Origin of the sequence: Gordonia sp. PDNC005, assembly GCF_016919385.1 — a bacterium.
In the GTDB taxonomy this organism is placed as follows: domain Bacteria; phylum Actinomycetota; class Actinomycetes; order Mycobacteriales; family Mycobacteriaceae; genus Gordonia.
This window is the reverse complement of sequence record NZ_CP070351.1, coordinates 2,877,948-2,897,046: the sequence shown is the minus strand read 5'-3', so window position 1 is coordinate 2,897,046 and position 19,099 is coordinate 2,877,948. Positions and strand designations below refer to the sequence as shown.

The 19,099-nt window shown below is 65.6% G+C and carries 28 protein-coding genes and 1 pseudogene; 25 read left to right on the top strand and 4 right to left on the bottom strand.

Features of this window, described 5'->3' with window-relative positions:
• Position 1 precedes the first annotated feature (1 nt).
• Genes JVX90_RS13920 through JVX90_RS13910 form a run of 3 tightly spaced genes read right to left on the bottom strand, consistent with a single transcriptional unit; the run spans position 2 to position 3,875 of the window.
• The gene (locus tag JVX90_RS13920) at positions 2-565 is read right to left on the bottom strand and encodes a hypothetical protein (RefSeq protein ID WP_205329335.1); all 564 of its coding nucleotides are present in this window, start codon (positions 563-565) and stop codon (positions 2-4) included.
• A 13-nt stretch (positions 566-578) separates the two neighbouring features.
• A complete protein-coding gene (locus tag JVX90_RS13915; RefSeq protein ID WP_205329334.1) occupies positions 579-1,592 on the bottom strand; it encodes a hypothetical protein in 1,014 nt (337 codons plus the stop codon).
• 36 nt (positions 1,593-1,628) lie between these two features.
• Positions 1,629-3,875: a hypothetical protein gene (locus JVX90_RS13910; RefSeq protein WP_205329333.1), complete on the bottom strand. Its 2,247-nt coding sequence runs from the start codon at positions 3,873-3,875 to the stop codon at positions 1,629-1,631.
• A 217-nt stretch (positions 3,876-4,092) separates the two neighbouring features.
• On the opposite strand from JVX90_RS13910, the gene JVX90_RS13905 reads away from it, so the two are divergent.
• Positions 4,093-4,365, top strand: coding sequence for a helix-turn-helix transcriptional regulator (locus tag JVX90_RS13905; RefSeq protein ID WP_205329332.1), 273 nt, complete (start codon positions 4,093-4,095; stop codon positions 4,363-4,365).
• Between the two features lie 58 nt (positions 4,366-4,423).
• Positions 4,424-5,233: a phage antirepressor KilAC domain-containing protein gene (locus JVX90_RS13900; protein WP_205329331.1), complete on the top strand. Its 810-nt coding sequence runs from the start codon at positions 4,424-4,426 to the stop codon at positions 5,231-5,233.
• Positions 5,234-5,238: 5 nt separating this feature from the next.
• On the opposite strand, the gene JVX90_RS13895 is transcribed toward JVX90_RS13900, so the two are convergent.
• Positions 5,239-5,919, bottom strand: a complete 681-nt coding sequence (locus JVX90_RS13895; RefSeq protein WP_205329330.1) for a hypothetical protein — start codon at positions 5,917-5,919, stop codon at positions 5,239-5,241.
• 119 nt (positions 5,920-6,038) lie between these two features.
• Between JVX90_RS13895 and JVX90_RS13890 the strand changes: the two genes are divergently transcribed.
• The 23 genes and pseudogenes from JVX90_RS13890 to JVX90_RS13780 all read left to right on the top strand — a co-directional run bounded on the left by JVX90_RS13890 (position 6,039) and on the right by JVX90_RS13780 (position 19,091).
• Complete coding sequence (locus JVX90_RS13890) at positions 6,039-6,473, top strand: hypothetical protein (protein ID WP_205329329.1); 435 nt, start codon at positions 6,039-6,041, stop codon at positions 6,471-6,473.
• Entirely contained in the window at positions 6,473-6,625 is a 153-nt protein-coding gene (locus JVX90_RS13885; RefSeq protein ID WP_205329328.1) for a hypothetical protein, read from the top strand. Before JVX90_RS13890 ends, JVX90_RS13885 begins: the two co-directional genes overlap by 1 nt.
• A gap of 20 nt (positions 6,626-6,645) precedes the next feature.
• Positions 6,646-6,789: a hypothetical protein gene (locus JVX90_RS13880; RefSeq protein ID WP_205329327.1), complete on the top strand. Its 144-nt coding sequence runs from the start codon at positions 6,646-6,648 to the stop codon at positions 6,787-6,789.
• Positions 6,790-7,069: 280 nt separating this feature from the next.
• The gene (locus tag JVX90_RS13875) at positions 7,070-7,372 is read left to right on the top strand and encodes a hypothetical protein (protein ID WP_205329326.1); all 303 of its coding nucleotides are present in this window, start codon (positions 7,070-7,072) and stop codon (positions 7,370-7,372) included.
• The gene (locus tag JVX90_RS13870) at positions 7,369-8,256 is read left to right on the top strand and encodes a YqaJ viral recombinase family protein (RefSeq protein WP_205329325.1); all 888 of its coding nucleotides are present in this window, start codon (positions 7,369-7,371) and stop codon (positions 8,254-8,256) included. Before JVX90_RS13875 ends, JVX90_RS13870 begins: the two co-directional genes overlap by 4 nt.
• Complete coding sequence (locus tag JVX90_RS13865; protein WP_205329324.1) at positions 8,253-9,140, top strand: hypothetical protein; 888 nt, start codon at positions 8,253-8,255, stop codon at positions 9,138-9,140. The genes JVX90_RS13870 and JVX90_RS13865 overlap by 4 nt, the downstream gene beginning before the upstream one ends.
• 842 nt (positions 9,141-9,982) lie before the next feature.
• Positions 9,983-10,231, top strand: a pseudogene (locus tag JVX90_RS20600) (DNA translocase FtsK); the annotation flags it as partial.
• A complete protein-coding gene (locus JVX90_RS13855) occupies positions 10,228-10,371 on the top strand; it encodes a hypothetical protein (RefSeq protein WP_205329322.1) in 144 nt (47 codons plus the stop codon). The pseudogene JVX90_RS20600 and the gene JVX90_RS13855, both read left to right, overlap by 4 nt.
• Positions 10,372-10,559: 188 nt before the next feature.
• Positions 10,560-10,907 (top strand): hypothetical protein, encoded by a 348-nt coding sequence (locus JVX90_RS13850; protein ID WP_205329321.1) that lies wholly within the window; start codon positions 10,560-10,562, stop codon positions 10,905-10,907.
• On the top strand, positions 10,904-11,962 hold the full coding sequence (locus tag JVX90_RS13845) for a hypothetical protein (protein WP_205329320.1): 1,059 nt from the start codon (positions 10,904-10,906) through the stop codon (positions 11,960-11,962). The genes JVX90_RS13850 and JVX90_RS13845 overlap by 4 nt, the downstream gene beginning before the upstream one ends.
• Positions 11,955-12,383, top strand: coding sequence for a RusA family crossover junction endodeoxyribonuclease (locus JVX90_RS13840; RefSeq protein ID WP_205329319.1), 429 nt, complete (start codon positions 11,955-11,957; stop codon positions 12,381-12,383). The genes JVX90_RS13845 and JVX90_RS13840 overlap by 8 nt, the downstream gene beginning before the upstream one ends.
• The gene (locus JVX90_RS13835) at positions 12,380-12,526 is read left to right on the top strand and encodes a hypothetical protein (protein ID WP_205329318.1); all 147 of its coding nucleotides are present in this window, start codon (positions 12,380-12,382) and stop codon (positions 12,524-12,526) included. Before JVX90_RS13840 ends, JVX90_RS13835 begins: the two co-directional genes overlap by 4 nt.
• Positions 12,523-12,681, top strand: a complete 159-nt coding sequence (locus tag JVX90_RS13830; RefSeq protein ID WP_205329317.1) for a hypothetical protein — start codon at positions 12,523-12,525, stop codon at positions 12,679-12,681. Before JVX90_RS13835 ends, JVX90_RS13830 begins: the two co-directional genes overlap by 4 nt.
• The gene (locus JVX90_RS13825; RefSeq protein WP_205329316.1) at positions 12,678-13,436 is read left to right on the top strand and encodes a hypothetical protein; all 759 of its coding nucleotides are present in this window, start codon (positions 12,678-12,680) and stop codon (positions 13,434-13,436) included. Before JVX90_RS13830 ends, JVX90_RS13825 begins: the two co-directional genes overlap by 4 nt.
• A gap of 258 nt (positions 13,437-13,694) precedes the next feature.
• Positions 13,695-13,841, top strand: a complete 147-nt coding sequence (locus JVX90_RS13820; protein ID WP_205329315.1) for a hypothetical protein — start codon at positions 13,695-13,697, stop codon at positions 13,839-13,841.
• Positions 13,842-13,973: 132 nt separating this feature from the next.
• Entirely contained in the window at positions 13,974-14,297 is a 324-nt protein-coding gene (locus tag JVX90_RS13815) for a hypothetical protein (protein WP_205329314.1), read from the top strand.
• Positions 14,294-14,662 (top strand): hypothetical protein, encoded by a 369-nt coding sequence (locus JVX90_RS13810; protein WP_205329313.1) that lies wholly within the window; start codon positions 14,294-14,296, stop codon positions 14,660-14,662. The genes JVX90_RS13815 and JVX90_RS13810 overlap by 4 nt, the downstream gene beginning before the upstream one ends.
• Before the next feature lie 11 nt (positions 14,663-14,673).
• Positions 14,674-15,783 (top strand): hypothetical protein, encoded by a 1,110-nt coding sequence (locus JVX90_RS13805; protein WP_205329312.1) that lies wholly within the window; start codon positions 14,674-14,676, stop codon positions 15,781-15,783.
• Between the two features lies 1 nt (position 15,784).
• The gene (locus JVX90_RS13800; RefSeq protein ID WP_205329311.1) at positions 15,785-16,204 is read left to right on the top strand and encodes a hypothetical protein; all 420 of its coding nucleotides are present in this window, start codon (positions 15,785-15,787) and stop codon (positions 16,202-16,204) included.
• Entirely contained in the window at positions 16,201-16,614 is a 414-nt protein-coding gene (locus tag JVX90_RS13795; protein WP_205329310.1) for a hypothetical protein, read from the top strand. Before JVX90_RS13800 ends, JVX90_RS13795 begins: the two co-directional genes overlap by 4 nt.
• Positions 16,611-16,904, top strand: a complete 294-nt coding sequence (locus JVX90_RS13790) for an HNH endonuclease (protein WP_205329309.1) — start codon at positions 16,611-16,613, stop codon at positions 16,902-16,904. The genes JVX90_RS13795 and JVX90_RS13790 overlap by 4 nt, the downstream gene beginning before the upstream one ends.
• A 178-nt stretch (positions 16,905-17,082) precedes the next feature.
• Positions 17,083-17,496, top strand: a complete 414-nt coding sequence (locus JVX90_RS13785; protein WP_205329308.1) for a hypothetical protein — start codon at positions 17,083-17,085, stop codon at positions 17,494-17,496.
• Entirely contained in the window at positions 17,493-19,091 is a 1,599-nt protein-coding gene (locus tag JVX90_RS13780) for a hypothetical protein (RefSeq protein WP_205329307.1), read from the top strand. The genes JVX90_RS13785 and JVX90_RS13780 overlap by 4 nt, the downstream gene beginning before the upstream one ends.
• The last annotated feature ends 8 nt before the right edge of the window (positions 19,092-19,099 follow it).

The window sequence follows — 19,099 nt, the reverse complement described above, 5'->3', positions numbered from 1 at the left end:
GTTATTCCTTGTAGAAGCCGTTGAGTTGACTTCGAACCTTGTTCACTCTGTTGTAGGCATACAGCAGTCGCGGGAGCAGCATCAGGATCAGAAGCAGGACGTAGCTCAGCAATGCTCCCGCCAGAGCTGCAGGGAACCCCGTGATCGCCCTGCTCTCCGGTGGCGCCATCGATAGCGCGATAGTGATGACGGCGGCGGACACGAACGTGAGCAGTGCTGCGAACAGGATGTGGGAGACACTCTCGTCGAGGGCGTCTTTGTCTGCGTCTGCCCCTTTGTATCCGCGCTCAAATCGATCAGCTAGCTTCAAGCGGAGGCTCGCTATCTGAGCAAACACCGCGAGAAGTGTTCCGGACATGAGCGATGCACCAGCGAGGATGGCTCCGGGGTTCGCTAAGCGTCCCTCGTTGCACCACATCACTAGGCCGACAGTCACTGCAGGCAGAAGTAGACCGATCCGGGCCAGCCAATCCGGTTTGGTTGACTCCTCTTCGTCATGTTGATCGATCGAGAGCGTCTTCCAGTGACCGGCGAACAGGGGCCTCAGGTTGAATCGGTCTGTCATCGGCCCGGCCTTTCTATTCGTCGGTGTTGGTGAAGTCGAATGTGCTATTCAGCTGGTGACTGGCGAGGGTGGCAGCCTTCGCCGCAATCTCACGGTGGAATGTAGGGTCACTCGGTCGTTGTTCAGCAATCGGGTAGGTGAACACGTCGGGGATGCGACTGGGGCTGACCTGCTGTCTACCGTACTCCGTGTCTAGGACAATCCATCCGTCGTCGAGGTCGATATCTGCGACCTCTCGGCCGAGCATCGCCGCGAGTTCGGCAGCCATCTCCTCATCTGACTTCTTTGCCACGATCGCCCCTTCAAGCTTCCGCAGTGCGGACTCTTTCCCCTGGACGTCCAGTGTGCTCGTCACGCGGAAAGCTTCGTCTCGACGCAGTCGTGACCTCCCCCGGCCGCCTGCCACGAGGACGACCTCGAGAAGTGTGCTCTTCTCGATGAACTGGGTCATTTGGCGAGGGTCCCCGAGTGCGTGGGCTGTCGGCTTAAACCACGGCCCAGACGCACCGTCGACCGGATGGTCCTCGCCGTGGAGCTGCGACCATCGGCGAGCCCAGTTCGTCAGGTAGCGGACGGGGCAGGCTCCTGACACTGCCTCGACGGCGAGGACAGCCTCATCGCCAACGGTCGGGAAGTAGACCACAAATCGGTACTCCCGGGTTGGGGAATGATCGCTGATGTCGATTGGGGTGGCCTCGCCGCCCAGTGATGGCTTCGGGAGTGCGAGATCGTACCCGCCGGGGCGGCCGTGGCGGATTGTGCCGTACAGGTTGGTTCCCCGCAGTGCCACAGACACGAGTTGGAAGACTGGAACCTCGTCAAGGTCCTGACTCCGGTCATTACCGTTGAGAAGCGGCGGCATCCCGTGAACCGCCCGGTCGACGAAGGGCTGCGCAGCAACTTCAAGGTGCTCGCGGTACCACCAGTCGACGCCTTTGTCATTCTCGATGTACATGGGGTGCGGCTTTCGGGCGTTCCCCTTGTAGATCTCGAACTTGTACAGGCGATAGCCATAGCTGTTTGCCATAAAGGAAGGGCTCCTTGCTGGATGGGGAGGGAGTCGTCAGGCACCGAACTCGGGGCCGTCGTCGTCCGGCGGTAGGTCCGGAGTCCGGTATGCGTCGGGGTCCTGCGGCTGGAACCGCGGATCGCGGGTACGGGCGACCAGCGCGTAGTCGCCTTGGACGTCAGTTGAGTCGAGTCCGGCTGCCGCTTCCTTTGCGACCTCGATGACTTTCTCAAGCCTTGCGATGGTTTTCGCAACCCGCGGGTCGACGTCGTCTGCTCCGTTTAGCACGTCGAGGGATGATTGCAGGCGGTCGACGACGTCGTTGGCGAGCCCGCGACCGTGCTGGTCGGCGATTGTGGGGAGCGCCGCTGCTATGACGTGCTCGGACAGGTCCGCGTACTTGACGTAGTCGACTGTTCCGCTGGCCCAGACTTCGTGGTCGTATGCATGGATCGCGTCGGTGGCCGCGACTAGATCAGCGGCTGCAGTGAGAACAGAACGGATCCCGAATAGCCGCTCCTCCGTGCTGCGCACACTTCGCAATGCTGCGTCGATGAAAGCTCGATCGACGTCGAGGTCTGGATGGTCAAAGGATGCGATCGCCTCCCATGCCGCTCCGAAGTGGGGCTCGAACCAACCGACTAGGGCCCCAACTGGCTCGAGTTCCTGAGCGTAGTCGATGACCCTGTTGAGACGGTCTGAGACGATCACGACGTTCGTGAGCATCCGGATAACGCCGGCGTGAACGTCGCCGGCAGCGGCATTGGCAATGTTCCATCGTCGAACCGACTCGTCGTACTCAGCGACGCTGTCGATGAACTTGTCCCACAGCGCCGGGTCGACGCCGGGGTTGGACACGTTGTAATCGCGGTTGATTAGCTCGGGCCTGACGTCCGCAAGGTAGGCGTCGATCCATGTGCCGGGTCGCGCCACCTCCGCCAACTCCTGGTCGGACATGCCTGCGACTTCGTCGAGCAAGTCACCGACGGTGTAGTGCCCAGCGATTGACGACAGAGTGAGCGTCCGGTTCGTCCAGTCGATGCCGCTTTTGTACGGGGTCTTTTTGTTCGGATCCCAGAGGGGCCAGTCGTCCGAGGTCGCGCGCGCACCGGCAATCCCACCGTCCGTGAGGCCCTGCAGAAGGACTTGGTCCCGTTGGAAGTCCTTCTCTGCGTCAGCGGATTCGAACTGCTGACGTTCCTCCTCTGACACGGGTGTGAGGTACCCGAGTTTCCATCCGACGTACCGGTTGAAAGTCGAGTCCGGTTTGTCGAGCATATGGTCGAGCGTCGTTCCGTCGAATGATTCGACGACGTACTCGAAGGCGAGGACTGGGTCGACCCCGAACTGGTCGTGCAGGCTGATTGCCACGCGGGCGGCATCAGCCGCGGTTGAATCCGGGCGCCGCAGACGTTGTCCAGCCGTTGCGATCAACTCGAGATTGGCTGGCGGTTCCGGTCGAAGCCGCCGTTGAAGGATCCCTTCTGCGGTCTGGATCTCGAACCGGTCGGCGGGGCTCAGGTGGGGGACCTCGGCGGGGACGTTTCCGGCCAGCGCGCTGGCGAAGATCTCGGAGCTTACTGGGTCCAGATGCTGCAGGTTCGTACGTTTGGACCAGAACTTGAGCAGTTTCTTCTGCTCCGTCTCGGGGAGGCGGATCTGTCCGATAGACCACAGCATCATCGGTTGGAACTGTCCACTTCCGGGTGCTCCGGCGAGGTCTGCGAGCGTGGTAGATGCAAGGTCGTAGGCGACGAAAGCCGTAATCAGATCGCGCGTGTTGACGTCGAATCGCGTTGCCAGGTGGCCTGCGACTCGTTGCCGCGCCACGTCCAGCGGGAGGTCCATTACGATCTTCTGGTTTTCGGTGCCCTGTGCTCGCGGGGCCGTCGGCGGATCGGCGGTGTCATCGGCAGGTTCAGCGGCATGCTGGTTCAGCTCCTGGCGCTGAGCGATGAGCACACGGAGCAAGTCCAATGCGACACGTCGTTCACGCGGGTCGAGGTCGTCGACACCGGCAGGAAGTTCGTCGGCGAACGGGGATCCGTTCGTGCGGCGGCCGGCGGCGGTGAACGCGACATGCTCGGGGACGTCTGCGATGCAGGCGACTGCCCGGATCACTTCGTCGGTCACGGGGGAGCGCTGGCGACCAAGAACGATGTTGTTCGCTGTCGCGCGGCTGATCTTCATTCCGCGCGGGTTGCGTCGTTCTGCCCGCTCGACTTTCTCCTCCATCGCCCGATAGCTCATGCCAGCGTCACGCGCCTTCAGCAGGAGGTCCTGGAGCGTTGTCTCGTTCACGACTAGATCGTCACCTCTGTTGCAATTGTTGTTCCAGCCTGCGGAAACGCCACTCGGAAACTACAGATTCAATCGTCCCACGTCACGTGGATTGTTTGACGGTTGACAGGCTGGCAACAAGGTGTCTAGCATCCAATGTGACAGTTGACAGAACGGAACCCGGAGGTTGAAGATGAGAACCGCAAGACGCACCCCACCTCGAAAGAAGGAATGCTGGATGGAAGTCCGAGATCCCGCCGATCTCAGGCGGGCGCGGAAAGAGAAGCGCCTCACACAACGCGAGCTCGCATTCTTGGTCCGCCGAACTCACACCACGATCTACAAGCTCGAAACCGGGCAGCTCAAGAACATCACCGAGGATCTGGCGATCTCGATCGCTGCGCGCCTCGAGCGGCCCTGGGAGAAACTCTTCATCGCCCACGAGGCGCCTGTTCAGCCCTCGGTGTCTAACGTCCTGATGGACGTTGGACACACGCACGCCATCGCATAGAAAAAGCCCCCACCTGAGGCAACAGGTGAGGGCGAAGCAGATCTTCAAGGAGGAAGAAGTGCAAGACCAGCGTAGCAGCGCACCCGCGCTGTTCAGATACGACGACGCGACCACAGTCCGCGCGATCGCCGACGCGTTCGGTACCGGTGAAGTCGGTTTCGTTCTCGCAGACCTTTGCAGCGCGGTCGCGATCGCCAATCCGCGGAACGTGTCGGCGCGGCTCGCCGACGATCAGAAGGGTGTCCGCCCGGTGGACACCCTCGGCGGCACCCAGCAGATGACGGTCGTCAACGAGTCCGGAATGTATGAGGTGGTGCTCCGCTCCGACAAGCCGGAGGCGGTCGCATTCCGCCGCTGGCTCACCGGGACTGTGCTCCCGGAGATCCGCCGCACCGGATCGTTCGTCGCCGAGCCGACGCCGGAACTCGCGATGGCTCACGGCCTCATGGCCGCGCAGCAGATCATCGCCGCGAAGGACGACCGGATCGCCGAACTGGAAGCGCCCGCGAAGTCGTGGCAGCTCCTCGCTGACGCGTCGGGTGACTTCTCGGTCGCGGAGGCGGCGAAGATCCTCTCGCGTGATCCGGAGATCACCACAGGCCGTGACCGCCTGTTCGCGTTCATGGCGGACCAGAAGTGGATCTTCCGGGTCCGCTCCTACCGCGGTGGTTGGGAGGCGTACCAGACTGCGGTCGATACGGGCCGTCTGGTGGAGCGTCCGGCGACGCCGTTCCTGAACTCGAAGACGGGGGAGTACGAGCTTCCGGCTCCGACGATCCGGGTGACGGCGAAGGGGATCGGCAAGCTCCACGAGTTGATGGGTGGAACGGCGCCGGTCCGGTTCGTCACTGAGGCGGTGTCGGCATGAGCGGGTCAGTGCCTGGTGGCTTGCCGCTCGGGCTTCAGTCGGACCGGCGTACCGCCGTACTCCATGCGGTGACGCACATCGTTCTTGACCACGCACGATCGCTCGACGCCGGACTCCGTGCTCCACGTGATCGTCGCCCGGAATGTGGTTGTGATGATGTCTCCAGCACTTCCAGTGATGAAGACGCCCGGGCTGCTGATCGAATTCCGGTAGGGGTGAGCGCGGACTTCCTCGATGTGCTTCTCGAATGCGCGTGTTGCGTCGAGACTGAGCTGTTTGAACGCGGCTACGTTCTCGCCGCACCTGGTGGCTTGCACTTCGCCATTCACGTCGACGACGACGGTGGCGCCCACGGCTATGTGGGCGCAGTCGTTGATCACGATGGCCGAACCGTCATCCTCGACCTTGAGGACCCAGGCGTAGTCGAGCTGGTCCGAAGCGACGGCGAGCGCGTCCTTACTGATCGTGTTCGCATCGCTCGCGAGGTCGTTCGCCTCTACTGCGATGCGGTTCGCTTCGCGGGCGATGCGTACAGCCTCGGCAGCGGTCTCGTTCGCGGTCTCCGCCGTGCGTTGGGCCTTCTCGCCAGTCTTCTTGCCGATCTGTCCGAAGTAGATCCCCGCGAGGCCGGTGACCGCGCCTACGGTTCCGCCGACCGCTCCGATCCATCCAAGGGCGTCCGCCACGACATCATCCCTTCTGCCCGCAACGTGGGCTCTGATTCGGCACCAGCAGTAGGCGGACCTTCCGCCAAGAACAGCACGCCTGCTGCTGGTGGCCTCCGCACTCACGAAAGCGAAGAAGCATGACGAACCATACCTACCGTGCCCTAAGTGATGCCCGTGATTACGCGGAAGCTCTCGCTGATCTGACGCGGATCGACCCGGCCGACCGGCTTACGAATGGTGCGGCTGCACTTGCTGCGGTCGGCTACGCGAAACACGTACTAGAGATCGCTCTCAACATCGCGCGCCAGTCTTTGGATGCGCCGGGCAAGTCGTTCGATCTCCTCGTCGTTGGTGCGATCGACGATTTCCTTCGCGGCGCGCTTGATGGCGCGGATGTCGTCGCCTCGGGATTGGCTGGACCAAACACCGTTTCGCAGCTCCATGATGATTCTTCTCCTTGCTCTGAATGTGGAAGTTCGAGCGTAGGAGATGCCGGTGGTCGGGCGGGCGGGGATGCTCGCCCGACGACTGGAGTTGGCATGGAGCCACGGATAGAGGCCGAGGTGCCGTGATGCTCAGCCCCGAAGCGCTCGCCGCCGCACGCGAAGACGCCATGAACGCACCGCCCGTCACCCCCGAGCAGTTCGCGCGGATCCGTGAACTGCTCACGGCCCGCCGGCCCCAGTCTTCTCAGCCTCCACGCCGCGGCACTGCCGACGCGTGACCTTCCGAAAGGAACCTTTCATGCACTTGTTCTTCTTCATCCTCGGTGGGCTCGCTGGGGCCTCCATCGCCACCCTGTACTTGCTCGGCACGGACGACGACCACCTCGACGTCGAGATCGTCGACGGCGAGTTCGTCGACGGCCCGCAGCGGGGTGCGCTGTGACAGCGGCGACCACGCCGACGTCGAAACCGTGCCGGACGTGCGGCGCCCCGATCTTCTTCGCCAGGTTCAAACAGCGGTGGGTCGCGCTCGACTGGCGTCCGTCGTCGGACGGCCGGTGGGAAGTCACCAGGGACGACGCGTCCCGTCTCCGTGGTCGGCTCCTCACGAACGTGCAGGCCGCCCACACGCGCGCCCGTGCTGGCACCACGTTCATGTCTCACTCACGGACCTGTAATCCGACAGGTCCGGTCGCCGAATCACGCCGAAAGGGCTACACCAAATGACCACACCAGCTCTTGAGCAGTTGGTCGACGGCGGCATCGTCATCGACGACACGTTCCCGTCGAAGCTGCGGTTCGCCGCGAGCGTCCTCCGCGAAGCGAACACCCGCACCGGCAGCGGTACGCAGTGGTCTGTCGCCGGTCTCGAAGCGTTCGCCACGGAGGTGGAGATCGCCGAGCAGGACGACCATCTCCGCGCCGAACTCGTGCAGTTCGTCGTCGACTACACGGGTTCGGCCGTCGATGAGTTCACGGCGCGCTCGCTCGTCAGCCACATTCTCACCGAGGTAGGCCGATCGTGACGGGGTTCATCGTGCCGGGCAGCCCGGAGTGGTTGCGGCTGATCACGCCGTCGAAGGTTCCCGCGATCCTGGGCGTCTCTCGGTTCAAGTCGCAGTTCACTCTGTGGCACGAGATGGCCGGCAGTGTCGCTCCGGCGCCGGTGTCGGAGCGTCAGCAGGACGACTACGACTACGGGCACGCCGCCGAGGCTGCTGCCGCCGAGTACTGGAAGTGGAAGCACGCGGGGTGGCGTCTCTCGAGGGGTGAGGTGCAGCTCCGCAATCCGTCGCTTCCGTTCGCTCATCTGGCGACGATCGACCGGCGTGCGAGCCGCGGCAGGTCGCGGCGCGTCGTCGAGGTCAAGACTGCACGTGATCTCTACGAGTACGGCGATGACGGGTCCGGTGAGGTCCCGGCTGACTACGCCGCTCAGGTCCTTACGCAGCAGCTGATCTCAGGGTGGCACGATGACGCAGATCTCGTCGTGTGGCCGCAGTACGGGATGCCCCGGATCTACAAGGTGCCGTTCAACGAGGCCGTCGCTGCAGCGATCGTCGCCAGGTGCGCCGCTTGGGTCGAGTCGTTGCGGGCGGGGACGCCACCGAACCTCGACGACTCGATCACCTGCTACGAGACTGTCCGCGCACTGCACCCCGACATCGACGACGTCGAAATCGAGATCGACGAGGGCCTCGCGGTCGACTACCTCGAACTCGACGCGCGGCGCAAGGAGATCGAAGCCGCAGCGAGGGGCGCGAAAACGAAGGTCCTCGACGCGATGGGCCGTGCCCGCGTCGCCGTCGTCGGCGACGTCAAGGTCGCCGACCGCCGAGCAGGCAAACACTCGATCGCGCTCTACCCAGCAACCAAGAACCTTTCTCAGATTCAGGAGCACGCAGCATGACCAGCACTGACCTCCAGCACACTAATAACACTGTCGTGCCGTCGGCGGACCCGTCCGACGCCGCGATCGACCGACTCCTCAAGCAGGCGCAGGCACTGCAGGCCGCGCACCAGCTCGGGTCGGCCCTCGCAGGGACGTCGATGGTTCCTTCGCACTTCAAGGACAAGCCCGACGACTGCGCCGCAGCGATCATGTACGGATCCGAAGTCGGACTGTCGGCGACGCAGTCACTGCAGAACTTGTTCGTCGTCCGCGGCAAGCCCGCGATGTTCGCGCGGACGATGGTCGCGCAGGTCATCGGCGCCGGGCACCACATGGCCGAGGTCGAGGCGACGACCACGTCGGTGACGTGGGCGGGTAAGCGCGGCGACTCGGGTGTCGAGTTCACTTCGACGTGGACGATCGAACGCGCGCAGGCGGCGGGGTTCACGTCGAACAAGCTGTACGAGTCGATGCCGATCGAGATGTTGCGAGCCAAGGCGCAGGCCGAAGTCGCACGGAACCTCGCACCCGACGTGCTCCTGGGTTTGGCGCACTCGAAGGAGGAACTCGACCTCGAGCAGGGGCCGCCGATCGTGAAGAGAGCGCAGAAGGCCCGCGGTGTCGCTGGCGTGATGGAGGCTCTGGGCATCGAAGGCTCGGGCGCCGCCTCGGCTCCTGACCTGATGTTCGCGTCGTCGGCCCAGCGCACTGAGCTCGTCGACCTGATGTCCAAGGAGCCGGGGCTCGGCAGCAAGACCGAAGCACTGGCGTGGCTGTCCGGGCAGTTGGGCCGCTCGGAGCTGCTCACGACGACAGAGCAGCTCACTGCCGATGAGGCCGCCCAGATGATCACGTTCCTGCGCGACGAGCAGGCCAAGGACGCATCGGAGGGCCAGGCATGAAGGCGACCGTGTCGACGAAGGCGTTCCTCGCGATCCTGACCGATCTGATCGCGACTGCGGGCGTCGGTTCGTTGGAGTGCGTGCACCTGCGGACCCGGGTCGGGTACTGGCGGGATGAGCCGGGCCGCACCACCCTGATGACGGGTGTGTCGACGTCGGGGATGGTCGGCGGCCACACGTGGTGCCTCGGCCAGGGGACTCTCGATCCGACTGTGTGGTCGATCGACGACGTGAAGGCAGTGAAGGCCGTGTTCGCGTCGGCCGTGAAACTGCACGGCGCCGACCACACGATCGACGTCGAGATCACCGCGGACCGGCAGGTCACGATCCGCGAGACACCGGCCCTGTTCGACGCCGGTACCGAGCTGTCGTTCACCGGTCTGGACCCGGCACTGTTCCCGTACGAGGCAGTCGTGAAGGCACTCGAGGACACCGGGAACACGTCGGTGACCAGGCTCGGCGTGTCGGTACCGGACACGCGCCTGACGTCGTGGGGTGGTGCTGCGATGCGTGCACTGCTGGCGGTGGAGAAGCGTCGCGGCGACAACCTCAAGTTGTGGCGCCTGCATTCGGAGGGCCGTCACCTTGCGCAGATCGGCGAGGAGTGGCGCGGGTTCATCTTCGCGTCGGCGGTCGAGGAGGTCACGGACCTGCCGACGACCGACCTGAACGTCGAACCGTCGGGGGAGCCGGACTCGGAGGAGGCAGTCGCGGAGTGGTCGAAGTCGCTGATGAAGGGCCTGGGGATCAAGCCGATCGCCGAGGAGGCCCCGGCGCCGAACGGTGAGCAGGAGACGATCGACGTCCCGACATCGGCAGACCGCCCGGCGGTCGACGCCCTGTTGCTCGAGGCGATCGAACTCGTCGTGGCGACGCAGTTCGCGTCCGGGTCGATGCTGCAGCGCAAGCTGCGCGTCGGGTTCGCCAAGGCCGGGCGGCTCCTCGACGAGATGGAGGGCCTCGGGATCGTCGGCCCGGCCGACGGGTCGAAGGCCCGCGAAGTGTTCATCAAACCCGAGGATCTCGACGTCCTGTTCGCGTCACTCACCAGCCAGGACGACGACCCCGATGACGAAGCGGACCCGGAGTGAGCCTGCCGCCGAAGGTCCTCACCGCGCACGAGCGGACTCAGCACCGCCGGTGCCAGTCCTGCGAGTGGCACGTCGCCGCGATGGGCGGCCACCACCCGGACTGCGACCGCGCACAGACGCCCGTGCAGCAGGCGTCGTGAAGCGCTGCACGCACGTCGAGGCGCTCGTCATCAACCTAATCATCACCACGCTCGCGATCGCGGTCCTTGTGTTCGCAGCGTTCTACCAGCCATGAAAGGCCAACCATGCTGACCCTTACCGACCTGTTCTGCGGTGCTGGCGGCTCGTCGACCGGCGCAATCCAGGTGCCAGGTATGGACGTGGCGTCATGACGTGGGGCCCGTGCTCGATCGCAGGGTGCGGGCGACCTGTGTACGTCGTGTGGTCGGGGTTCTGCCAGAAGCACCACGCCCGGTTCCGGCGCCACGGCGATCCGCTGATCGTGCTGACCGGTGGTCGTGGCTGCGATGTCGACGGGTGCGCCCGACCGTACTGCGCAGGCGGAAAGTGCCGGAAGCACTATGACGCCGCGAAGTGGGTGGAGAAGCGGCGTGCCCCGGTCGCGAGGCCCTGCCCGCTCGGGTGCGGGCGGAAGCGGCACTACCAGGCTGCGGTCGCGGCTGCGGTCCTCGGTCTGCCGGAGTGCGCCGGCGTGAGACGAAAGGTGAAGGTGTGAGCGGTAAGGACCACTCCCGGGTCAATCTGTCGATCTGGGGAGACGACGACTGGCTGGATCTGCCGTGGATGGCGCAGCACCTGTATCTCGCACTGTGGACGTCGCCCGATCTCAGCTACTGCGGCTCGGCGACCTGGCATCCGGGTCGGATCGCGACCCTCGCCGACGACCTCACCGTCGACATGGTGGAGGCCGCCGCCGCAGTCCTATCGCAGCGTCTGTTCCTCCTCGTCGACGAGCAGACGGGCGAGTACCTCCTCCGGTCGTGGATCAAGCACGACGGCCTCTGGCGGATCCCGAACATGGCCGTGTCGATGGCGAACGCTCGAGCGTCGATGTCGTCGCGGGCCCTGCGAGGCGTAGTCGTTCACGAGGTCGCGAAGATCCGCGTGAAGCATCCCGATTCGTCGTCGTGGACGCGGGACGCTGTCGCGTCGATGCTCGATCAGAAGGCGGTCGATCCGGGGTCGCTGCCCGTGTTCAACCCCGGCGGTAACCCCGACCAGAACGGCATGGACAACCCCCGCTCTAACCCTTCGGCTAACGGTTGGGCTAACCCCTCCGCTAACCCCACGTCCAACACCGGTGTTACCGAAAACCTAACCCACACCGCTAACCCCCGCTCTAACCCCGGCCCTACTCCAGCTCCTGCTCCTACTACAGAACAACAAGAGGGGGTCACCTTGAGTGGGGACGTTACGTCGCGCGCGGGCGAGGCCGGGCGGCCCTCTCCTCGATGCCCCCTTCACGCCGACGAAATTGTGGTTCCTCCGTGCGGTGCGTGCCGCGACGCGCGACTCTCCGCAGAGGCGTGGGACGCCGCACAGGTCGACGTCGAACGGGAACGCCGAGCCGCCGAACGGGAAGCGATCGCAGTAGCCGCAGTAGCGGAACGGCGCGCCTGCGGGATGTGCGACATCGAGACCGGGTACGCCAACGGCCGCGTCTGCAACCACAACGCCGAACAGGCCGCGACCAACGCAGCCGGCATCGCCGATGTCCGCGCAGCGTTCGTCCGCGCCTCCTCACGGAAAACGGAGACCGCAGATGCCTGACCGTCACGTGTTCGTCGTCGGCCGCCCAGCACCGCAGGGCTCGAAGTCCCCGAAAGGCCGAACGAAGTCCGGCCGAGTGATTCTCGTCGAGTCATCGAAGTACGTCGGGCCGTGGCGGCAGCAGATCGCTGCATCGGCCCGTAGGCGCGGCGGAATCCTCCCGCCGGGCCCGGTTTCCGTCTCGATCGGATTCGTCATGCCACGCCCGCAGGGGACACCGAAACGAGCGTCGACACCGCCCGCGGTGAAACGGCCCGACGTCGACAAACTCGCCCGAGCAGTCCTCGACGCCATCACCGGCGTCTGGATCGCCGACGACTCCCACGTCGTCGCCCTCCACGCCACCAAACGGATCGCAGAACTCGGAGAACCCTCCGGCGCCGCGATCACCGTCAACACCATCCACGCGGGTATCGCATGAGCGCAGACCCCGTGCAGGACGCCCGCGAACTCCTCGCCGGCGACCCGACCTACGACGAACTCCTCGACGCCCTCCATCAGGTCGTCGTCGAAGCAACCGACCTCCAAGCCCAGATCCGCGCAGCACGAAAGGCCACCAAATGACCGACCAGCCAGCTGACCCGTTCACCGCTATGCAGGAAGGTGCTCACCAGACGCACGAACTGTTCGTCGCCTACCTCGACGCCGGATTCACCGAAGTACAGTCCATGCACATCATCGTGTCCCTGCTGACCGCAGCAGCCGGAGGCCAGCAGTGACCACCGACGACGACCACCTGTACCTCGACCGTCCCCTCATCCGGACGCTCAGCGGACGCCTTCGCGACATCCACGAATGGGCAGCCGAAGCACTCGACGACGCCGTCTGCCGCGTCGTCTCCCACGACCGCAGCCCCATCCGCTCCGACGACCGCCCCCTCGACATCAACCTCCACGCCAGCGACGTCGCCCACGACATCCACGGCACACTCCGCGCCTGGGCCGACCACATCTGTCAGCACTCCGCTGTCCCGTGGCCCGGCGAACAACGCACAGCACCGTGGGCGAAGTGGCTCGACCGGCACCTCATCGACCTCGCCAAGACCGAGGACGCAGTCGCCGCATACGACGAGATCAGCGACTCACACAAGCGCCTCATGCGCGTCATCGACCGCCCAACCCCGAGCGAGTTCGTCGGCCCCTGCCAAGCACCACGAGACGCAGGGCAGAAGGGCCTGTGCGCCGGCGTCTACTGCAGACCCGACCGCCGCAGCGACACCCTCCACTGCGGCACCTGCCAAGAGGACATCGACCTACCCTCCCTACGTGTGGCGACCGAAGCCGCGATGGGTGCGCGACTGTTCGCCAAGACCGAACTGCGGACCGCGCTGGTCATGTTCGCGAAGAAGCCCATCAAACGCGAGACCCTCAACAGCTGGATCCGCCGCGGACGGCTCGCCGACCACGGCGGCGGGCGGTACCGGCTGGATGAGGCACTCGCGCTTATCGCGGCGGGCGAGAAGCGGGCCGGATGAAACACCGACAGTTGCCTTGTGTGCACCACCGACGGTGATAGGCTGAACGCCGTAGGCGCGGGAACCATGATGGTTCCGCGCCTTTCGGCATTCCTGGGGCGTCAAAGCGCAACCATTCGGCGAGTAGCCGCGCCAAGCCTCCGCGCACCATCACGTGCCGCCGCCCGAGTCTTAGCGGGCGCCCACGACCCACTCCTACCTTTCGAGGCGAGGGGAGAGCTGCGCCCCAGGAACCAACCCCCGTCGAGCGGAGACACCGTGCTCTCATCGATCACCGCATGGCTCACCGACCAGATCACCGAAGCCATCCGCCCCATCGCCACCCAAGTCACCACCGACATCCTGCGGCGCGCACGCATCGACGTGACCATCCGCATCACCCTCGAGGAGGACCACCGTGGCTGACTGCGACCACCTCGTGCACCCCGAACACTGGCCCGGCGACTCCGGCGACCTCGGACGCTACTGCCGCCCCTGCCAAACCCGCCGCCACGGCGACTGCCGACCCCACGGCTGCAGCGCACAGCGAGACGACCAATGACCCTGCGCCTCGGCGACCAACGCGAAGCCCTCGAAGTCCTCCTCTGCCGAGGCGACGACTTCATCGACACCATCCGCCTCGAAAGCGACGCAGGCGTCCCCGTCGACTGGCCCACAGGCACCACCGCAACCCTGCTCCTCACGTCCGGAGAAGACGAGTGGACGTGGACCGCGGTCGTCGACGGAGCCCACCTTCGCTGGGACATCGACAGCAACACCGTCGACACGATCGCTGACCGCACCCGAGCACGCCTCACCCTCGACTACGACGACGGCCGAGGCCCCTTCGTGTGGGCCAAAGGGTCCGTGGTGTGGGTATGAGCGCCCCAATCTGCCTCGGCGACGGCCACCACGTCGTCACCGGCCTCCCACGCCACCCCGCCGTCACCACCGCTACGCTGCCGGACCCAGCGCCGCTCGTCGCCGTGCCCGTTCCAGGACCGCCCGGCAAAGACGCCGAGATCGTCCTCGAAGGCGCGTTCAACCACACCCACATCCAGACCGAGCTCGCCGCCGTCTGGACCATCGACAACCCACTCGGCCGCCAGATCACCTCCTGCCGCGTCATCTACCCGACGACACCCGCAGGCGAAAACGTCATGGCCGACTGGAACACGTCAGCGGACGGGCGGACCGTCACCGTCGACCACAAGCACCCGGCCACCGGCCGCGCCATCATCAGCTGAGGAGCACCGACATGGCCATTCCCTTCGTCAACGACATCGACCTCCGCGGCAACGAGATCCAGGACTTCCGCGTCCCCCGACTCAACGGCCTCCCCACCGCGACCGCAGCCCAGAACGGTTACGTCGTCTACAACACCCAAGACGACCGCTTCTACGTGTGCCGGTCCGCCGCGTGGATGCAGCTGCCGCAGAATCTGACGTCCCTCGAAGGCACCACAAAGGCGTCGCTTCTCGACCGCACGAACCACACCGGAAGCCAGTCGTCCTCGACGATCAGCGACTTCCACGCCGCCGTCATCGCGTCGCGCCTCGACGAGTTCGCCGCGCCCACCGCCGCCGTGTCGATGGGCACCCAGCGCATCACCAACCTCGCGACCGGCACCGGCGCCGCCGACGCCGTCACCAAGGCACAGCTCGACGCCGTCGCAGCAGTCGCCAACGCCGCCGCATCCGGCATCGCCATCAAGAACGCCGTCCGCGCCGTCGCCAAGACCAACATCACCCTCACCGGCGCGCAGACCATCGACGGTGTCGCCGTCGTCGCAGGCGACCGCATCCTCGTCGCAGGACAAACCAGCGCCGCCGCCAACGGCATCTACCTCGCCGCAGCCGGTGCATGGTCACGCACCACCGACGCCGACGAGACCGGCGAACTCGCACCCGGCACCCTCGTCGCCGTCCGCGAAGGCACCACCGAAGCCGACACCCTCTGGGGCCTCGTCTCCGACGCCGCGATCACCGTCGGCACCACCAACCAGACCTGGACCCGCATGGTCGCCGGATCCACCGGCGAGATCATCACCGCGGGCAACGGCCTCACCAAGACCGGCAGCACACTCTCCGTGCTCCCCAAGGCCAGCGGCGGTATCACTGTCGACGGCACCGGCATCGCCGTCGACGCCACCATCGCCCGGACCGCATCCGGCACCGTCCCCGCAGGCTCGACCAACGCCACGATCACCCACAACCTCGGCACCGACTCCGCCCAGATCACCATCTGGGAAGCCTCCACCGGCAAGCAGGTCATGGTCGAGATCGCCAAGTCCGGTGCCAACGCCGTCGTCGCCACGTTCAAGACCGCACCCACCACGAACCAGTACACCTGGTCCGCACGCAGCTGATATGGGCGTCCCGTACCGCGGACCCGACGCAGTCTCGCCCGACGACATCGTCACCCTCGGCCAAGGCGACGCACGCTGGGCCTCACAGACAGCACTCACCGCAGCACAACTCGTCCCCGTCAACTCAGTGACAGCCACCTACACCCTCGTACTCGGAGACCAAGGGCGCGCAGTCGAAGTGTCATCTGCCACCGCAGTCACCGTCACGGTCCCGCCCAACAGCACCACCGCATTCCCCATCGGCACCGTCCTCGAGATCGTGCAGATCGGAGCTGGGCAGGTCAGTGCCGCAGCAGGCGCAGGCGTCACCATCTCCACAGCCGGAGCCGGAGGGACGACCAAGACCCGCGCACAGTGGTCGATCATCACCCTCCGCAAGCGAGGCACAGACCAGTGGATCGCAGCAGGAGACATGGCGTGATCGGCCCACGGTACCGAGCAGCCCGCACACGCGGACTGCAGCGACAGAAGGCAGTCAAGACCGGAACCAACTGGAACCCACCGCAAGCAGGCGCCCGCATGCCAATCGCATCAGACACCACCTACCCCGCAGTGATCTCCTCCGACACCATCATCGCCGCAGGAACAGGGCCAGTCACACTCACCGGCTCCATCACCTGGAACCGATCAGGAGCATGGGCACGCGCCTACATCCGCGTCAACGGCACCCAAGTAGCGACCATCGTGAACTCGACATCGACACCCGTCACGTCGACCTCAACCCCAGTCGCCAGAACCATCAACGACGGAGACACCATCGACCTGTGGGTCGAACTGGTCACCACCGCCAACGAGATCATCAGCGGCTACATCGACATGATCCCCACATGACCGGATGGAACCGCGACGGCCGACGCCACACCGACTTCCCAGCCGCAGTCCGACGCCAAGCCCAACGCGAACTCCCCGCACAGTGCGCCGAATGCGGAGCCACCAACTGCCCGCTCCGCCTCGACCACATCCGCAACACCGCACGAGGCGGCAACAACACCATCGACAACGCCCAATGGCTCTGCGACACCTGCCACGACCGCAAGACCCGACGCGAAGCAGCCGAAGGCCAAGCGATCCGCACCGCCAAACGCACACGCCAACCCGAACCCCACCCCGGACTCACCTGACAGGGGTGGGGGTACACCCCCGACCCGCCCCACACCCACGCCGCTACGCATAGCACCTCTGGCCGTGTACGGGTTCCAACCGTTGCGGGTCCTTGTGACCTGCGAGTTCGATCGACCCTCGCGGACGCCCTGGAGGCGTTTCCGCGCCCCTTGAGCTTGATCCAGGAGGTCAGCTGCCATGCCCGGTCCCGTCCCGAAACGCTCCGACCAACGTCGGCGCCGCAACAAGTCCGATGTCGAGGTCGTCACGACGGCCGGCGCGCGCAGCGTGTCGGTGCCGCGAATGGCGTCGTCGTGGCACCCGATCGCCAAGCGACTGTGGCAGTCGCTCAAGGACTCGGGACAGGCGGAGTTCTATGAGCCGTCGGACTGGGCGTTCGCGTACTCGCTGATGGATGACCTGTCGCACTACAAGAACTCGGACAAGCGGTCCGCGGTAGCGCTGCAGACAATCTATTCGTCGTTCGAGCGGCTGCTGGTCACCGAGGGGGACCGGCGGCGCGCGCGGATCGAGCTCGAGCGTGGCGGTGAGCCGGAGGCTGATCCGGCGAAGGTCGCGATCATGGACGAGTACCGCCGCGCAGCCGAATGACCGCGGTCCGCACCTGGACGGACACGGTTCCGACGGGGCGTGCCGCGGTGATCGGCTGGGAGTTCGCGCAGTTCTGCACTGACTGGCTGCTGCAGCCGGACGGTCCGGATGCCGGGCAGCCACTCCGCCTCACACGCGAGCAGCTGCGGATTGGTCTGCGCTGGTACGAGGTCGACGAGCGGGATCGGTTCGTCAATCGCCGCGGTGTGTTGCGCCGGATGAAGGGCTGGGGCAAGGACCCGTTCTCTGTGGCGCTGATCTGGTTCGAGGCGCTCGGTCGCTGCAGGCTGGTGAACGGCGTCCTGACGCAGCACCCGGCACCGTGGATCCAGGTCGCGGCGGTCTCGCGTGAGCAGACCCGCAACACGATGACGCTCCTCGGCCCGATGCTGTCGAAGGACGCGGTCGCCGAGTTCAACGTCGACCTGGGCAAGGAAATCACGTACGTCCGCGGGACTGGCCGAATCGAAGCGGTGACGTCGTCGCCGCGAGCCCTTGAGGGTGGCCGGCCTTCGTTCTGCCTGATGAATGAGACTCAGCACTGGATCGATGCGAATCAGGGCATCGAGATGGCGCGCGTGGTCACCCGCAACCTCGGCAAGTCCCGAGACGGCGCCGCGCGTGCCTTGGCGATCCAGAACGCGCATGTGCCCGGGGAAGGCTCAGTCGCCGAACTCGACTACGACGCGTGGCAGGCCATTTCGACAGGTCGGTCGGCGGCGGCGTTGTACTACGACGCGACCGAGGCTCCGACGTCGACGGAGATGGCGGATCGGGAGTCGCTGCGCGCCGGGCTCGTGGCCGCCCGGGGCGACTCGGTGTGGCTCGACATCGACCGACTGGTCGAAGAAATCCTCGATCCGGCGACGCCGGTGGAGATGTCGCGCCGCTTCTACCTGAACCAGGTCGTCGCGGCGTCGGATGCGCTGCTGACGCCGATCGAGTGGGATCGCCTCGCCGATCTCGGAGGCCGCCGCCTGACCCCGGGCGACACGATCGTTCTCGGATTCGACGGCGGCAAGACCGACGACGCGACCGCCCTGATCGCGATGCGCGTCGAGGACCGTCTGATTCAGCCGATCGGCATCTGGCAGGCACCCGACGGCCCGGCTGGCCGCGACTGGGAGGTCGACCGCACCGAGGTTGACGGCGTCGTCCGGAACACGCTCGAGCAGTACGACGTCGTCGCATTCTTCGCCGACGTCGCGCTGTGGGAGTCCTACATCGACGCCTGGTCGATCGACTACCGCGACCAGCTCGCAGTCAAAGCGTCGACGCGGTCGGCGATTGGCTGGGACATGCGCGGTGGGAAACGCGATCTGACGCTGGCTAACGAGTCGTTGCTCGCATCGGTCCTCGATGAGCGGGTGAAGGTCGCTTCCGGCACCCCGCTGGATCGCCTACTTCGGACGCACGTCCTGAACGCCCGCCGCCGCCTGAACAGCTTCGGTCTCAGCTTCGGCAAGGAGCACCGCGAGTCGGCACGCAAGGTCGACGGCTGGGCAGCACTGCTGCTCGCTGACATGGCGCGCGCCAAGTTTCAAGAGTCCGGCAAACGATCTAAGCCCCGCACTGGGGAGGCGTTCTTCTTCTGACCAGGAGG

Bases quoted from the DNA above. Each gene is read 5' to 3' on its own strand.
- JVX90_RS13850 (WP_205329321.1), top strand. From the start codon at position 10,560: ATGACGTGGGGCCCGTGCTCGATCGCAGGGTGCGGGCGACCTGTGTAC.
- JVX90_RS13885 (WP_205329328.1), top strand. From the start codon at position 6,473: ATGCTCAGCCCCGAAGCGCTCGCCGCCGCACGCGAAGACGCCATGAAC.
- JVX90_RS13815 (WP_205329314.1), top strand. From the start codon at position 13,974: ATGACCCTGCGCCTCGGCGACCAACGCGAAGCCCTCGAAGTCCTCCTC.
- JVX90_RS13790 (WP_205329309.1), top strand. From the start codon at position 16,611: ATGACCGGATGGAACCGCGACGGCCGACGCCACACCGACTTCCCAGCC.
- JVX90_RS13830 (WP_205329317.1), top strand. From the start codon at position 12,523: ATGACCGACCAGCCAGCTGACCCGTTCACCGCTATGCAGGAAGGTGCT.
- JVX90_RS13890 (WP_205329329.1), top strand. From the start codon at position 6,039: ATGACGAACCATACCTACCGTGCCCTAAGTGATGCCCGTGATTACGCG.
- JVX90_RS13780 (WP_205329307.1), top strand. From the start codon at position 17,493: ATGACCGCGGTCCGCACCTGGACGGACACGGTTCCGACGGGGCGTGCC.
- JVX90_RS13920 (WP_205329335.1), bottom strand. From the start codon at position 565: ATGACAGACCGATTCAACCTGAGGCCCCTGTTCGCCGGTCACTGGAAG.
- JVX90_RS13800 (WP_205329311.1), top strand. From the start codon at position 15,785: ATGGGCGTCCCGTACCGCGGACCCGACGCAGTCTCGCCCGACGACATC.
- JVX90_RS13880 (WP_205329327.1), top strand. From the start codon at position 6,646: ATGCACTTGTTCTTCTTCATCCTCGGTGGGCTCGCTGGGGCCTCCATC.
- JVX90_RS13875 (WP_205329326.1), top strand. From the start codon at position 7,070: ATGACCACACCAGCTCTTGAGCAGTTGGTCGACGGCGGCATCGTCATC.
- JVX90_RS13865 (WP_205329324.1), top strand. From the start codon at position 8,253: ATGACCAGCACTGACCTCCAGCACACTAATAACACTGTCGTGCCGTCG.
- JVX90_RS13805 (WP_205329312.1), top strand. From the start codon at position 14,674: ATGGCCATTCCCTTCGTCAACGACATCGACCTCCGCGGCAACGAGATC.
- JVX90_RS13810 (WP_205329313.1), top strand. From the start codon at position 14,294: ATGAGCGCCCCAATCTGCCTCGGCGACGGCCACCACGTCGTCACCGGC.
- JVX90_RS13835 (WP_205329318.1), top strand. From the start codon at position 12,380: ATGAGCGCAGACCCCGTGCAGGACGCCCGCGAACTCCTCGCCGGCGAC.
- JVX90_RS13915 (WP_205329334.1), bottom strand. From the start codon at position 1,592: ATGGCAAACAGCTATGGCTATCGCCTGTACAAGTTCGAGATCTACAAG.
- JVX90_RS13840 (WP_205329319.1), top strand. From the start codon at position 11,955: ATGCCTGACCGTCACGTGTTCGTCGTCGGCCGCCCAGCACCGCAGGGC.
- JVX90_RS13785 (WP_205329308.1), top strand. From the start codon at position 17,083: ATGCCCGGTCCCGTCCCGAAACGCTCCGACCAACGTCGGCGCCGCAAC.
- JVX90_RS13905 (WP_205329332.1), top strand. From the start codon at position 4,093: ATGGAAGTCCGAGATCCCGCCGATCTCAGGCGGGCGCGGAAAGAGAAG.